Here is a 15113-nt window from a genome sequence, read left to right as displayed (position 1 = left end):
TTTGAGCATCAACAGGAAACGAACAAGGGTTGTCCGATACCGCTCCAATGAGGGAATAGCCCATGAAAATCTTAGGAGTGTTTCTTTTCGCCGGTTTCGCTTTCTTATTCGCCGCAGTCCCTGCCTGGACCCAAAATTGCAACTCTCACGTGACCCCGTTCGACACCGTCCAAAGCGCAATCGCCGAGCTGAGCCGGGGGCAGGACTGTCTTAACTTGGCCCTCATGAATTTGAAGCGGCCGGAAACAAGCGATGTTGAAAACAAAATTCAGACTCTTCAAAAGAGAATCGAGGATTTTCACGTTGACTGGCTGCAGTCCACGGCAAGCTTTACGGAAAATCGGGCCATTGATAACGAGCACAAAATTAGCGAACTCGAACTGCGGCTTTCTACCGTCGAAACCAAGCTGCGAATGGCTGAAGAAACCATCCAGAGGCTGCAGTTGGAGTCATCGCTCCAGATGCCGCGTCATCCGGCAAGGGCTGCCGCGAGCAAGCCCAAAGCCGCTGTTAGCAAGCCCAAGGCTAACAAACCGAAGATTGATGACTGGCAGGATGTCGCCACTCCCCGCTCTAGCAAGCCCAAGGGTCTGGTTAAGAAACCGACGCCCACGGTTGACCCGCCGAAGGATGACTAGTTTCGATCGCGAATCGGCTTTGCAACATCGTGGGTTTCGCTGATGGGTTGTTGGTCGGCAGCGCCGCAGATTACAGCGCGGAGTTGAGTGCCGGACATCTCACCGCATTCAAGCAAAGCCGTGGCAACCGCCTCTACCAGATACCAGTGCTGCTCAATTAGGTGGATAGTCCATTTACGCAGCATCAGGTAATGGTTCTCTATGTCCAGCTTCTTTTCATCAGGGGCGTATTTGCGCAGAAGTTCACGGCATTTGTAGAAGTCGTCCTGAGAGTGAACACGGCGAACGGAACCGGAATTGTAACGACGTTGCGCCACTTCCCCAGCTTGCAGGATCATAACCCGCTTCTCCAGCCGAAGCCGGGAAGGGTGCCAGCGGTCGCCCGAATCAATGCCCTTGTAGGTGCTTGGCTTTTCCCGAAGGCTCTCGACATGACCAGCCGAATCTTCATCGGGGACAACGGTAGCGCCGGGCACCCTCAGCCCGAGACACCAGCACATAACCGCGTGACCGGCTTCGTGGTAGGCGACAAACGCATTCTTGTTTCTGTTCTTCATTGCGCATCCGGAATTGGTTTAGTCTCCTAGTCTCCCAAGTAGTCTCCCGAACGTGTCGAATGAGGCGATGTTGCATCACTTAGGATGGTCTAACGTGCACGCAAGCTATTGAGAATAGGTTGGAGAATGTCAAGTCAGCCGATTTCAAGACCGCCCGTTTCGACCGCTCACGCATCCCTCCGCAATCAACGGGTAAGTATTCTCATCAGTCTACAACCACTGCAGCCCCCTTCGCGGCGGAATTGGTTGCACCGTAGTTGTACAGTAAGCTGTCCAGCGCTTTCATCGCGGCAATACCGGTAATCGCGTTTGCCAGCCGCTCATTTCCTGCCGGAGGAGGCGCCCGACGAGACGCTGGAGGCACTGCTCTCGTTCCTACAGAATCTGCAGAATCGCTGCTCCGCTCGCGTTTCGGCGCAGAAAGCTGTGTTTGCAAGGGCCCGAAGGAGGCGCTACTGCTGCCGCCTCGCTAAAATCTCGTAAACCGGCTTATTGTCAGCGAACACCCGCCATTCCATCACTTTGCCGTCACGCATCACCGCCTTCCAAGCCGCGGGCGTCCGCCACGATGTGCCGTCTATCGTCCCGCCCGCCTCCCCCGCCGCTAACACTACGTCATCCTCCGCCATCACATTGTCTGTGTGAATCCAGTAGTCCGGACACATCGCGAAGTAGCTGCGCCAACCAACTTCCATGGATGTCGCGGTGTGCATCCGATGCCCCACTGAGTCTACGAAGACATGATCGGCTGCCATCAGGGCCGTCAGAGCTGGCATGTCGTGATGATTGATGGCCATTGCGAATTGCACGAAGATTTCCGCAGAGTTCATTGTGGTCACCCGATCAGGCATGCCCATTGTCTCGCAACGGAACTGCTACAGACGGCAGTTACACCCGTATGGTCGGCAAACCGGAAACTGGAAGCTACCTTGCTGCGCGGTGTCACTTCTGTGGGTAGCCCACCGTTTGCGCCAGGATGATCCTCTGATCAGGGCGCAGCCGCAGGATCTTGGCCAGTGCCGGACGGTCAAGGCTGCCGCGAACCACGGTCGCCAACCGTTCGGAAGCGCAGAACAGATAAACATTCTGAGCGATGAAGCCGGCGTCGGCGGCCACGAACAGGTCGCGGTCGGCAGAGCTGCTGCGGGTCTTGGCCAGATCGGCAACGTAGACCAGGTTCAGGGGTGCGTCCTTCACGAAAGCCTGAGTTCCGGTCTGGGCGCGCACATCGTCGTGCAGCACCGGAATCAGTTGCTGCGACTTGGCGTCGTAGACATAAAGCCCATCGGCGGTGGCGACGTAAATCTCGGTCTCCTCCCAGTCCATGGCGGAAGGGGCGGTGCGTTTGCCGGAGTCGGGGCGATTCACCCCGAAGGCCGCCCAAAGCAGATTCGATAGCACCTGGGGCGGCAGCTTTTCCGGACTGAAGCTGCGCGTCGACCTGCGGTCCTTCAGAACTTGCATCAGCGGACGACCGACGTCGGTTTGTGGCTTGGGAAGCTGGACCGGCTTGAGTTCCTGGGCGAAAGCACCGGCCGGACATAGGATCAGGACTAACAACGCCCAACGCATTCTGCAGCGGCACCATGCTGGCATACGGGAGGCCCCCTTAGCCGAGTTTTTATTTCTGGGCTGCGGTCGATCGACAGAATACCCCCGCCGCGCCCGACTTCAGCAATAACGCCGCGCGAGGGCGCGGATATAGTATTCCGAATCGGGAAGAAATGGCCCGACTTGCCGGCGAGACTGCGCGGCTGGGCCGGACAGGCCACCAGCCATTTCTGGCAGGCACATTTGACTCTCCGTCATCCCCTACGCTAGCCTCAGAGATTCTGCTGTGGGACGAGAACTTGCCATGCCACTCCACCGCAAATCATTGATCGCGCTGGTTTTTGCGACCGTAGCCGCGGTATGCGCCGGGGCGGCGCCGATGCGTCCGACGCACGCGCCGCACGCCATGGTCGCCAGCCAGCACGAATTGGCGTCGCAGGCGGGCGTGGACGTGATGAAGCAGGGCGGCAACGCCGTGGATGCCGCGGTGGCCACCGGGTTTGTGCTGGCGGTGGTGCATCCGCAGGCGGGCAACATCGGCGGCGGCGGGTTCATGCTGATCCGCCTGAACACGGGAAAATTCCACTTCATTGATTATCGCGAGAAGGCGCCGGCAGCCGCCGTGCGCGACATGTATCTGGACGCGCAGGGCAACGTGATTCCGGGCGCGAGTCTGGTGGGGTACAAAGCGATCGGCGTGCCGGGCTCGGTGGCCGGGCTGGCGTACGCGCAGAAGAAATACGGCAAGCTGACGCTGGCGCAGGTGATGGCGCCGGCGATCCGGCTGGCGCGCGAGGGATTTGCTCTGTCGTACGAAGACGCGCAGGACCTGCGCAATCCGCACTACCACCTGGGCGAGTTTGCCGAGTCGCGGCGCATCTTCCAGCGCGACGGCAAGTTTTATGAGCAGGGTGAGACCCTGAAGCAGCCGGAGCTGGCGCAAACCCTGGAGCGGATCGCGAAAAATCCCGACGACTTCTATCACGGCGAAATGGCGCGACAACTGGCCGCCGCGGTCGAGAAGGGCGGCGGCCTGATGACCGCGAAGGACCTAGCGGATTACGAGGCGAAAGAGCGCGAGCCGGTGCACGGCACGTACCGCGGGATGGACATCTACAGCGCGCCGCCGCCGTCGTCGGGGGGAGTGGCGCTGCTGGAGATTCTCAACATCCTTGAGGGATACGATCTGAAGAAGTACGGCGCCGGTTCGGCGCAAGCGACGCACTTGGCGATTGAGGCCTTTCGCCGCGCGTTTTATGATCGAGCGGAATTCATGGGCGATCCCGACTTTGCGCGCGTGCCGGTAGCGCAATTGATTGACAAGAAGTACGGCGCGGCGTGGCGCGAATCGGTGAACCCGGACAAGGCGAGCGCCAGCAACGGGCTGCAGCGTCCCGCGATCTTCAATGAGCTGGAACGCTACGCAGCGGTCGACGGTCGACGGTCCCCTCGGCTGCGCTCGGGGCAGGCTTTGGTCGACGGCCGTGCTGCGCTAGCGACGGTCAATGAACCCGTGAATACCACGCACTACTCGGTGGTGGACGCCGAGGGCAACGCCGTGGCGGTCACTACGACCTTGAACGAGAGCTTCGGATCGGCGGTGACGGCCGAGGGACTGGGGTTCCTGCTGAACGACGAGATGGACGACTTCACCTCGAAACCGGGCGTGCCGAACCTGTTCGGGCTGCTGCAGGGCGAGGCCAACGCGATCGGGCCGGGGAAGCGTCCGCTGTCGGCGATGACGCCCACCATGGTGGTCAGCAACGGCAAGCTGCTGCTGGTGTTGGGGTCGCCGGGCGGGCCACGCATAATTACGACAGTCGCCAACGTGCTGCTGGGCATCCTTGATTACGGGCTGAACGTGCAGCAGGCGGTGAACGCGGCGCGTTTTCACCAGCAGTGGCAGCCGGATTGGGTCTACGTGGAGCGGGTGGGATTTTCGCCGGACACGCTCAGCCTGCTGCGCAACATGGGGCACAAGCTCGCGACCGAGGACCCGATGTACCCGAGCGGTTACTGGAGCGACGCCGAGGTGATCGAGATCAACCCGAAAACCGGCGAGCGGCTGGGCGGGACGGACGCGAGAAATAATGGGAAGGCGGTAGGGTACTAGTTGTCGGTTTACGGTCGTCGGTTATCGGTTGTCATCGTTGGACTTGGATTTGTAATTTGCAATTTGTAATTTGTAATTGAACAACGCCCCGGTATTGCACGCGGACGAACCATGAACCGACAACCGTTAACCGATAACCGAAAACCTCTGAAAGCTGAGAACTGACGGCTGATAGCTATGCTCAAAGCGATGTCCACATACGCATACGTACGCGAGCGCCTGCACCCGGGCTTGCTGGATGGACTGACGCGCGCAGGCGCGGAGGCGATCGAGATCTTCGCCTTCCGCGGACATTTCGACTACGCGCAGCGGAAGCAGCACGTGCTCGAAATCGCGGCCTGGTTCAAGAGCACGGGCGCGCAGCTCAACTCGGTGCACTCGCCGATGTACAACAGCTACGAATGGCGCCGCCGCGATGTCGCCCCGCTGAATATCGCGGAAAAAGACCGCAAGGGCCGCATTGATGCCATGGACGAGATCAAGCGCGCCATCGAAGTGGCCGAGCACGTGCCCTATCGCTACCTGGTGCAGCACGTCGGGATCGGCAACGAGGAATTCGATGAGCGCAAGTTCGAGGCGGCCATGACCTCGATCGAGCACCTCCGCGCCTTCGCCAAGCCGCTCGGCGTGAAGATCCTGCTGGAGAATATCCCCAACGAGCTGTCTACGCCGGAGCGGCTGGTGGAGCTGCTGCACACCTCGCATTTCGACGACGTGGGCGTGTGCTTCGACGTGGGACACGCGCACATCATGAGCGACGTGGGGGGCGCGTTCGCGATTCTGAAAAACCACATTCTTTCGACGCACGTGCACGACAACAAGAAGGAAAAGGACACGCACCTGTGGCCGGGCGAGGGATCCATTGACTGGGCGGAGACGATGAGGTTGCTGCGCTCGGCGCCGCATACGCCGCCGCTGCTGCTGGAGATCGAAGGCGACGGCAAGACGCAGGCGCAGGTGGCGAGCGGAATGAGCGAGGCGTTTAAGAAACTGGAGCAGGCAGCGAGCGCCGCGGGATAAAGGACTTACCGCAAAGGACGCGAAGTATGCGAAGTCATTCCTTTGCGACCTTAGCGTCCTCTGCGGTTCAATGTTTGAGTTGCCTATATGCCAACCGAAGAAGTCAAAACAGAATTGAAGACCGAAGCGCCGGTCGCGCGCATTGACGAGATCGGAAAATACGAAGGGCAGACGGTCGAACTGCGCGGCTGGCTGTACAACCTGCGCGAGAGCGGCAAGCTGCTGTTTCCGCAGTTTCGCGACGGGTCGGGCGTGATCCAGGGCGTGGTGCCGAAGAATCAGGCGCCGCAGGCCTTTGAAGCGCTCAAGGGGCTGACCCAGGAATCGAGCGTGATCGTGCGCGGCAAGGTGCGGGCCGACAAACGCGCGCCCGGCGGATACGAGCTCGACGTCAGCGACGTGCAGGTGGTGCAGAAGGTCGCGGAAGACGACCCGTACCCGATCTCGCTGAAGGAACACGGCGTTGATTTCCTGATGGAGCATCGCCACCTGTGGCTGCGCACGCCACGCCAGGCGGCGATCCTGCGCGTGCGGGCGGAGATCATCAAGGCAGTACGCGATTACTTGGACGAGCAGGGTTTCGTGCTCACCGATCCGCCCATCCTCACGCCGGCCGCGTGCGAGGGCACGAGCACGCTGTTTCCGGTGGACTATTTCGAGGAGCAGGCGTTCCTGACGCAGTCGGGGCAGCTCTACATCGAAGCGACGGCGATGGCGCTGGGCAAGGTGTATTCGTTCGGGCCCACGTTCCGCGCGGAAAAATCGAAGACGCGGCGGCACCTGACCGAGTTCTGGATGGTGGAGCCGGAGATGGCGTTCGCCGACCTCGACGACATCATGAACCTGGCCGAGGGGCTGCTCTTGCAGATCGTGCGGCGGGTGCTGGAGAAGCGGCGGAAAGAGCTGGAATTCATCGGGCGCGACGTCAGCCAGTTGGAAAAAATTGCCGCGCCGTTCCCGCGGATCAGCTACGACGAGGCAGTCGAAATCCTGCAAAAGGGTTATGCCGAGGGCAAGCTGGAGACGAAATTCGAATGGGGCGGCGATTTCGGGTCGCCCGACGAGACGTACATCTCGGCGCAGTTCGACCGGCCGGTGATGGTGCATCGCTACCCGGCCGAGGTGAAGGCGTTCTACATGGAGCCCGACCCGAACAATCCCAAGGTCGCATTGTGCGTGGACGTGCTCGCGCCGGAAGGGTACGGCGAGATTATCGGCGGCTCGCAGCGTATGGCGTCGTACGACCTGCTGCTGCAACGGATCCATGAACACAACTTGCCGGAGGCGGCGTTCAAGTGGTATCTCGACTTGCGGAAGTACGGCTCGAACCCGCATGGCGGCTTCGGCATGGGCATCGAGCGAGCAGTGGCGTGGATTTGCGGGCTGGAACACGTGCGCGAGACGATTCCGTTTCCCCGCATGCTGCATCGGATGTATCCGTAACGCTGTCGATGGTCGATGGTCGATGGCCGCCGAGCTTACGATGTTGCCATCGACCATAGACCATGGACCATCGACCTTTTATGCCTGACGGAACGACACCACACACGCCGCCCGCGCCGGGTCCGATCCTGGCGCCGTCAATCCTTCCCAAGAAGATTCGCGTGATCGGCGTGCCGCTCGATCTGGGGCAGACGCGGCGCGGGGTGGACATGGGCTGTTCGGCGGTGCGGGTTGCCGGGCTGGAAGCGCGGCTGGAGCAGCTTGGCCACAAGGTGGAGGACGCGGGCAACATCGGCGTCGCCATCGCCGAAACCAAGGCATCGTTCGGCGCGGCCAATGCCAGGTACCTGAAGGAAATCACGCAAACCTGCACCAAGGAAGCCGAGCTGGTGGTGAAGACGCTGGAGGCGGGGAAGGTGCCGCTGGCGGTGGGCGGCGACCACTCCATCGCGGTGGGCACCGTGTCGGGCGTGTCCGAGTTTTACCGGCGGCAGAACCAGGCGGCCGGGCTGCTCTGGATTGACGCACACAGCGACATCAACACGCCGCACAGCTCACCGAGCGGCAACGTGCATGGCATGCCGCTGGCGGCAATCATGGGACTGTGGCCGTCAGAGCTGGCCAACATTTTCGGTTTCTCGCCCAAGGTGAGGCCGGAGAATTGCGTGCTCATCGGGGTGCGTGACGTTGACACCATCGAGAAGGAAAACATCAAGCGCGCCGGCATCGAGGTGTTCACCATGCGCGACATCGACGAGCGCGGCATGCGCACCGTGATGGAAGAGGCGCTGCGCATGGCGGGACGCGGCACTGCCGGATACCACGTCTCGCTCGACATGGACTGGATTGACCCGGAGGACGCGCCCGGGGTGGGTACCCCCGTCCGCGGCGGCGCCACCTACCGCGAAGCTCACCTGGCGATGGAGATCATTGCCGACCACGGGCGCATGGTGAGCTTCGAGATCGTGGAAGTGAACCCGGTGATTGACGAGCATAACCGCACCGCCGATCTGGCGGTGGAACTGGCGCTTTCGGCGTTCGGCAAGAAAATTCTGTAGGTCAAACTCTCCCGCAACGACCGGCTCCTAAAGGGCTGCTGAAAAACTCGCGTAGATAGAACAAAACCGAGATTCCTCGGGGCTGAAGCCCCTCGGAATGACAATAATAAAGGGCAATTTGCGGCGCGGCTGAAGCCGCGCCCTTTCAAAACGAGCTTCACTTGGTGTTTTTCAGCGGCCCCCTAAGCTATTGAAAAATAGATAGATATATGATCGCCACGAGTTCGGTCCCGGCCATCCGGCTGCTTTCATGTATGATATTAGTGCGTGGTTTTGAAGCGGTCGAGAGCAGTATCTGCAAGCAGCACGCTCCTGCCTCTGAGGTTCCGATTCAAGATCCCACGTCCAAACACCGAAGAAAAGGAATTGGCACTGCCATGGAACAAGGAACAGTAAAGTGGTTCAACGACGCCAAGGGGTATGGATTCATCAGCCGGCAGAATGGGGAGGACGTTTTTGTCCATTACTCGGCCATCCAGGCCGGAGGCTTCCGCAGCTTGCAGGAAGGCCAAGTGGTGCAGTTTAACGTCGTCAAGGGGCCCAAGGGTTGGCAAGCGGAAAACGTGCAGCCGGTTTAACATCGGAGATTGCATGATCGATTCGGGGCGGCTTCGGCCGCCCTTTTTGCATTTCGCTGCATGATGCGGAAGTACAGAAGTTTTCTCTGGAATGCGCAGAAGTTTGCGGCTGAGGCGCCTGCCGGCCGTCCTTCCAATCGTAATCAGCAGCCTGGCAAAGACTTATGCTTCCACAGCCGAGCTACGAGTGGCAGCAAGAATGCTGCGCTGCAGTCAATAATGCGGCTCGCGTCGCTTTGCTTTTGTCAGGCCGAGCGATTAGTATGCTTGCACTCTAAGTAGCAGGATGGCAGAAGTCTCCGGCCCGCCCAGGGGTGTGCCCAAGCACCGAACAACGAAAAAGAGAGAGGAATTCCCATGTCGCTTTTCAGTATAGCGAAACCGCGTTCGCGCCGCATGGTGGCAAGGACGACCGTGATCGTGTCAGTACTTGTGCTGTCGCTGTTCGCGCTGTCAGCGTTGGCGAACAACCCGCCGGCGCCACCCCCTCTGAATTTCTTCAACAATTATTTCGTGACCGGCGATTACGTCGTCGGCGGGGTCGGGTTGCGCGGGTCGGGGGTCAACGGCTTCGCGACCGGGACCATTAGCATTCCCGACGCGAATTCCGTTCCTGCCACGGGCGTGCCTCCCGGCGCCGACATCGTCGCGGCGTTCCTCTACTGGCAGACTATCGAAAGTTCGCAGACGACGTTCGCCGGGCAGCAGGGGTATTTCAACGGTTACGCCATCGCGGGAGCAGTGCTGGGCAATCCCAACGCTCCCGTGTCGTGGAGCTCGGGTGGATGTACGGGCTGGTCCAACGGTTCCAAGACGATCCGGTCCTATCGCGCGGATGTGCGTCCCTATCTGAAGTTGGATTCGAATGGGCACGTCCAGGGTGTAGTGCGCCTGGCCGATAGTGGAAGCAATGGTGGCGGAGCCCCTCTGACCCTGGGCGCAAGCCTGGTGATCATTTACCGGGTTCTCTCGCCGACAGTTCCGCTGACCTCGGTGGTCCTCTACGACGGCGCTTTTACTCCGAGCAACCACTCGGATGACATGCTCCAGGGGATCCAGGGGTTCTATGAGGCTGCCGCAGGCCCGGTGGCGAAGATCACGCACATCGTGGGCAACGGTCAGAGTAACAAAAGTGAAAGCGTATATTTACTCAACGACAAGACCCACGTCGCTGTTCGCCTTCCCTCTCTGTACGGCACCAAGCCTCCGTTCCCGGGGTACTACAACAGCTCGGGAAAGCTCTACAACGGCTCCTGGGACAATCCGACCTGGGTGGTGAATAACTACGGCAGTGCCGTCAACGCCGAGGATTCTTCGGAGACGACTTTCGTGGACCCGGACTGCGGCTGTGTGTCATGGAGCGCAGTCGTCTTCAGCAGCACGGTGCAGAACACTGACAACGACGGACTGCTGAACACATGGAAGACCAACCATGGCTACACCGATGTGAAGGACGGTTCATGGGTGGATCTGACGGGTGCAGTCCTCGGCCAGAAGGACCTCTTCATCCAAGCCGATTACATGCACAACTGCAGCTCGTTAAACCCAGATGGGACCTGTGACCCGGCCAATGGACATTCGCATGTACCGGATCCGACTGCTGTGGCGATGATGAAAGCCGCATTCTTGGCGCAGGGCATCAACCTGCATCTGGCGCCGGGCAATGTAATCCCCGAGACCGCGTGTACCGACGACTACTCCACCTCGCCGCCGAAGCTGTGTCCATACCCTGGTCAAGCGGGGGTGGTTGGCTGGAAGGGCGGTTTTGAATTCCTCAAGAACCAGCCACTCAATTACCCGGACGAAGCCTCGTGCGAGGCCGCCACCAGCCCGGCGTGCATCAGGCGTTTCCAGCACGGGCGGAAGGATAGCTATCACTATGCATTGTTCGGCCATTCCCTGGGGCTGGCGAATTGGACCTTGCAAGACGGATCGCTGGCCAGCCTGGTGGACGCCAGTAACGTTGCAACATTGACTACTCTGTATCCCCACGGGCTTACGGCGGGGACGGACCGGGTTACCGTCTCCGACGCAATCTCGAGTGCCAATCTGAGCGGGACATACTTTGTCCAGAGTGTCACGTCGGCGAACAGTTTCACGATCCAAACCGCCAATGTACCCGACGGGAGTTACACCAAGACCACCGACCCCAGCCTTTCCGTCAGCAAGGGCACGGCCGGAACAACTTCCGGTTATTCCGACATTGGGGGGGCAGACTCGACCATTACGCTGGGTGGTTGGGGCGCCGACGGTCAAACCGTGCCGGTGCAAGCCGGAACGTTCATGCATGAACTCGGGCACACACTTGCATTGACGCATGGCGGCTTGTATTTCGACACCCCAGGTAGTTCCGTGGGTACGATTGGGCCCAACTGCAAACCGAACTTCCAGAGCGTGATGAATTACCTGTTCCAGGTGGACCTGTTGGGGCCCAATAACGTCCTGGACTATTCCAGTCAGGAGCTGACCCCACTGGACGAGAGCAGTGCGTCGCCGTCCAATGTGCTGGCGAGCGCCTTGTTCGGCACGACGACTTGGTATGCTCCCAATCAACCGGTAGGCAGTGCGGCGACGCATCATTGTGACGGCTCACCGCTGCTGGCAACCGACCCTGCTACGTTTCGTCTGGATGGTCCAAGCGCAGCGATTCAGTGGTCTGCCGGTCAGGACATTAATTTCGACGGCATTCCCAGTAGCACTTTGCGCGGCTTCAATGATTGGGCGCATGTTGACCTGCGGCAGATTGGCGCCACCGGAAACAACATACCGGGCGCCGGAATCTTCGGCGTGGGCGGCGGGATTTTCGGCGTCGGTGGCGGGATCTTCGGCGTGGGCGGCGGGATTTTCGGCGTCGGCGGCGGAATCTTTGGCGTCGGTGGCGGGATCTTCGGCGTGGGCGGCGGAATCTTTGGCGTCGGTGGCGGGATCTTCGGCGTGGGCGGCGGCTTAGGCAGTGGGGAGATAACTGTCGAGGTGGCCAACTCCGTTGTCCGTCCTCCGAGGAACCTCAACGCAACCCTGACGGCGGCTAACGCCATACAACTGAGCTGGACCGCCCCAAGCTTCGGTACGATTTCAGCTTATAAAATCTACCGCGCAGTGAATGGCGGGGCTGCCAGCCTCTACACCACGGTCACGGGCGCCCCTCCGGCGACCAGTTACCTCGACACACAAGTGGGCTGCGCCAGTTACACATATTTCGTGACTGCCGTGCTGGCGTCGGATGGCCGGGAGAGCGTTCCTTCGAATACGACTGCCAGTATCAATGTTCCTTGCATCTTCGTCGGGTTCCTGTCACCGCTCGCAACGGCTGGGGATAGTTCTAACTCGGGCGCCCTTGAGGATGACCTTATTCCCATCAAGTGGCAAATCACCGGCCCGGGCGGTAATTTCATCAGCGCGCTGAATTTCAACACGTTGGGGGTGTACTTCAGCCCGCTGCCAGCGAATCACGTGTGCCCGCTGCCCAGCACTGTGCCGCCGGGTACCAACCTGACTTCGCTGTACAATCCGTCAACCGGGGCGGTTGCAGCGCACAGCTCGTTCAGCTACGACACCGTCCACAACCAGTTCGTCTTTAAATGGAACGCCGAGTATTTCCACACCGGTTGCTACATTATTGAGCTGGATTTGCAGGATGGCCATGTAGAGAGGACTGCGCTGAGGGTGTTCGAGTGGTAAGAAATGCCCGGCAAACCCGGGCTTGACTCGGCTTGTTCCGAAGTGCCCTGGGCCTTGATCGGCGCACACCGATCAGGGCCCTGTTGTCTTTTAAGGGATCATCCTCTGTTCCGAGGATCGCCTCTGCAATCCGTTCCATCATTTCTGCTGTGGTTCATCATCGTTTCCCCTTATGGGATGAATTGGGATCAAGACTGCATGCGACTCAGATCGGCCCTTGATAGCGGCGCAGCCGGACGGCTGCGGCGAGGAATGCCGCGGCGATTGCCAGCCCGATCCACAGACCCGGGCTGAACAGGAACTGACCCGGAGTAAAGTGCATCAGGGGATCCATCGAGAGGCTGCCGGTCATGAAGTCGTCGCTGCCTCCCCCACCACCGAGCATGCGGTTTACCAGCATCGCGGCGAAATGCGAAGTATTAAACGCAATCTTCTCGACGACGCCGATCGCGAGCAGCGGTAAGGCGGCCCATAGAAATGGCGAGCGCCTTGCCCACACTGACACCAGCAGCAGCCAGCCATAGATTGGCGCGTACCAGAGGCCATGAACAGTCAGGAGGTGGTAGAGCAGCATCAGCCACGTCTGGAACAGCGACGCATGGGTCCATAGCGGCGCGACACTCAGACCGCTCCCCAGCAGGACCGCGGTGCTCACCAACAGCATGATCCACTGCGTCACAACGGTGATCGCGAAGTTGACCAGCGGGAGGATCACGATCGGAGTGATCGCCTTGGAAAGCACGGCCGTGAGATCGGAAACCGGCAGCGACTTCCAGAACAGGATGCTGCGATCGCGACGTTCGCCGTGCAGCGCGTCGAGACAGTAGAACACCCCGACGACAAGAGTGGTCAGCATCATCAGACCCGAAGCGATTAGGTACGGCTGCGCGACCAAGTTGTGCTGCTGTATGATGTCGAGCACCAACGCAGCACGCACCTTGCCCGGCAGACGAATGGTGCTGATCAAGAAGCCGAACAGAAACAGGGCGGCAACGGCCAGCGGCGCGATAAAGATGGAACGGTTCTCCCACAATTCGCGTCGCACCGACCAATACATTGGCCGAGTCGCTGACATGACCGCGGGCGCGACTCCCTGGGAGTCGAAGGACTCAGGCACGGCACTCGAATGAGTATTCATACAGCCGCTCCTTGTGTTTCTCCGGCCGGATCGCCGATCACGGCAACGAACAAGTCGGCGATGCTGGGTGTCCGCACCTCGCCCAGTGCGGCGAGTTGCTGACGATCGACAGCATCGAACAGCAGGATGCTGCGACCGAACCCCTGGCGCTCGTGCATTGGCTTGAGCGCCCGTGCCGCGGCGAGTTGCTCGGGATGCACCATCACTTCCAGATAGCGCGACTCCAATTGTTCCATGCTGCAATCGAGTACGATGCGGCCGCGGTTGATGAACATGAGATCGGTGAGGACGTGCTGGACCTCTTCCACCTGGTGCGTCGTCACCACGATGGTGCGACTGCGATCGAAGTAGTCGTTCAGCAGGGAATCGTAGAACTGCTTGCGATAGAGGATGTCGAGACCAAGCGTCGGCTCGTCCAGCACCAGCAGCTTCGCGTCAATGGCCATGACCAGGGCGAGATGCAGTTGGGCCACCATGCCCTTGGATAATTCCCTGACTTTGCTGGCGCGGCGGATCGTGGTCTTCGCCAGAAAACCTTCCGCCTTCGCGCGATCGAATCGCGGGTGCACGCCGGCGACGTAATCGAGCGCCTGCGAAACCTGCAACCAGCGCGGCAGCACGGCGACATCGGCAATGAACGAGGCGTCGCGCATGAGCTGATCACGCTCGGTCCAGGGGTTGCGTCCCAGCACACTCAGTTCTCCCTGGTAGGGAATGAGGCCGAGAATCGCGTTGAGTGCGGTGGTCTTGCCTGCGCCGTTGGGACCAATGAGTCCGAGGATGCGGCCCTCTTCAACACGCAAATTGATGCCGTCCAGCGCGATCGTTGTTCCGAACGCCTTACGGAGACCGCGTGCTTCTATGCATGCCATGGCTTCAGCGCTCCTTCTCGGGGGGATTCGACTCGGCGGGTTTCGACTGTGCGTCATCTGGAGACGACCGGTGGGTTACGCCGTCCAGGAGTTCTTCCGCCGTCAGGCCGAGCCGCTGAATGGTTGCCTGGACCCGGGGCCATTCTTCGGCAAGAAACTTCTGGCGTTCGCCCTTGAGCAACAAACTGCGCGCGCCGGCATTGATGAACATGCCGCGGCCTCGTTTGGCCTCGACCAGCCCCTCGTCCACCAGTTGCTGATAGCCCTTCAGAACCGTGAGCGGATTGACCCGATACTCGGCCGCGACATGGCGCACCGAGGGCAGCGGGTCGCCTTCCTTGAGAACTCCGTCGAGTATCATCGCGACGACACGGTCGCGAAGCTGACGGTAAATCGGCTGACTGTCGTTCCACTCAAGGTCCATCAGGTTTTCCAGGAAACCCAACCTTACCAAAGAGGCGGCG

General features: G+C 60.2%; 13 protein-coding genes. 7 read left to right on the top strand and 6 right to left on the bottom strand.

All coding sequences use genetic code 11. The annotated features are described in order from the left end of the window. Positions 1 to 62: 62 nt before the first annotated feature. The gene (locus LAN70_11640) at positions 63 to 638 is read left to right on the top strand and encodes a hypothetical protein (GenBank protein ID MBZ5511804.1); all 576 of its coding nucleotides are present in this window, start codon (positions 63 to 65) and stop codon (positions 636 to 638) included. Here the strand turns inward: LAN70_11640 and LAN70_11635 are convergent. The 3 genes from LAN70_11635 to LAN70_11625 form a co-directional block, all read right to left on the bottom strand. Further along, a complete protein-coding gene (locus tag LAN70_11635; protein ID MBZ5511803.1) occupies positions 635 to 1195 on the bottom strand; it encodes a hypothetical protein in 561 nt (186 codons plus the stop codon). The two genes, LAN70_11640 and LAN70_11635, sit on opposite strands and share 4 nt — an antisense overlap. Positions 1196 to 1647: 452 nt before the next feature. Further along, positions 1648 to 2046, bottom strand: a complete 399-nt coding sequence (locus LAN70_11630) for a nuclear transport factor 2 family protein (GenBank protein MBZ5511802.1) — start codon at positions 2044 to 2046, stop codon at positions 1648 to 1650. Between the two features lie 91 nt (positions 2047 to 2137). Then, positions 2138 to 2767 (bottom strand): SagB/ThcOx family dehydrogenase, encoded by a 630-nt coding sequence (locus LAN70_11625; protein ID MBZ5511801.1) that lies wholly within the window; start codon positions 2765 to 2767, stop codon positions 2138 to 2140. Positions 2768 to 3050: 283 nt separating this feature from the next. Here LAN70_11625 and ggt point away from each other — a divergent pair, with 283 nt between their 5' ends. The 6 genes from ggt to LAN70_11595 all read left to right on the top strand — a co-directional run bounded on the left by ggt (position 3051) and on the right by LAN70_11595 (position 12639). Further along, the gene (ggt, locus tag LAN70_11620; GenBank protein ID MBZ5511800.1) at positions 3051 to 4859 is read left to right on the top strand and encodes a gamma-glutamyltransferase; all 1809 of its coding nucleotides are present in this window, start codon (positions 3051 to 3053) and stop codon (positions 4857 to 4859) included. A 177-nt stretch (positions 4860 to 5036) separates the two neighbouring features. Beyond that, a complete protein-coding gene (locus tag LAN70_11615) occupies positions 5037 to 5879 on the top strand; it encodes a sugar phosphate isomerase/epimerase (protein ID MBZ5511799.1) in 843 nt (280 codons plus the stop codon). Between the two features lie 87 nt (positions 5880 to 5966). Beyond that, positions 5967 to 7322, top strand: a complete 1356-nt coding sequence (gene asnS, locus LAN70_11610; protein ID MBZ5511798.1) for an asparagine--tRNA ligase — start codon at positions 5967 to 5969, stop codon at positions 7320 to 7322. A gap of 80 nt (positions 7323 to 7402) precedes the next feature. Then, positions 7403 to 8380 carry an arginase gene (gene rocF / locus LAN70_11605; GenBank protein MBZ5511797.1) on the top strand — a complete coding sequence of 326 codons (978 nt, stop codon included), beginning with the start codon at positions 7403 to 7405 and terminating at the stop codon, positions 8378 to 8380. Positions 8381 to 8757: 377 nt separating this feature from the next. Continuing rightward, a complete protein-coding gene (locus LAN70_11600; GenBank protein MBZ5511796.1) occupies positions 8758 to 8958 on the top strand; it encodes a cold-shock protein in 201 nt (66 codons plus the stop codon). A 357-nt stretch (positions 8959 to 9315) separates the two neighbouring features. Further along, the gene (locus LAN70_11595; protein ID MBZ5511795.1) at positions 9316 to 12639 is read left to right on the top strand and encodes a fibronectin type III domain-containing protein; all 3324 of its coding nucleotides are present in this window, start codon (positions 9316 to 9318) and stop codon (positions 12637 to 12639) included. 205 nt (positions 12640 to 12844) lie between these two features. Here the strand turns inward: LAN70_11595 and LAN70_11590 are convergent, their stop codons facing one another. The 3 genes from LAN70_11590 to LAN70_11580 are packed head-to-tail and all read right to left on the bottom strand — an operon-like array spanning position 12845 to position 15073. Continuing rightward, complete coding sequence (locus LAN70_11590) at positions 12845 to 13777, bottom strand: ABC transporter permease (GenBank protein MBZ5511794.1); 933 nt, start codon at positions 13775 to 13777, stop codon at positions 12845 to 12847. Continuing rightward, the gene (locus LAN70_11585; GenBank protein MBZ5511793.1) at positions 13774 to 14649 is read right to left on the bottom strand and encodes an ABC transporter ATP-binding protein; all 876 of its coding nucleotides are present in this window, start codon (positions 14647 to 14649) and stop codon (positions 13774 to 13776) included. Before LAN70_11585 ends, LAN70_11590 begins: the two co-directional genes overlap by 4 nt. Positions 14650 to 14653: 4 nt before the next feature. Then, a complete protein-coding gene (locus tag LAN70_11580) occupies positions 14654 to 15073 on the bottom strand; it encodes a GntR family transcriptional regulator (GenBank protein MBZ5511792.1) in 420 nt (139 codons plus the stop codon). Between the last annotated feature and the right edge of the window lie 40 nt (positions 15074 to 15113).

The organism is Terriglobia bacterium, assembly GCA_020072845.1.
In the GTDB taxonomy this organism is placed as follows: domain Bacteria; phylum Acidobacteriota; class Terriglobia; order Terriglobales; family Acidobacteriaceae; genus JAIQGF01.
Note: the sequence above shows the minus strand (reverse complement) of the source record. Positions and strands in the feature narration are given on the sequence as shown.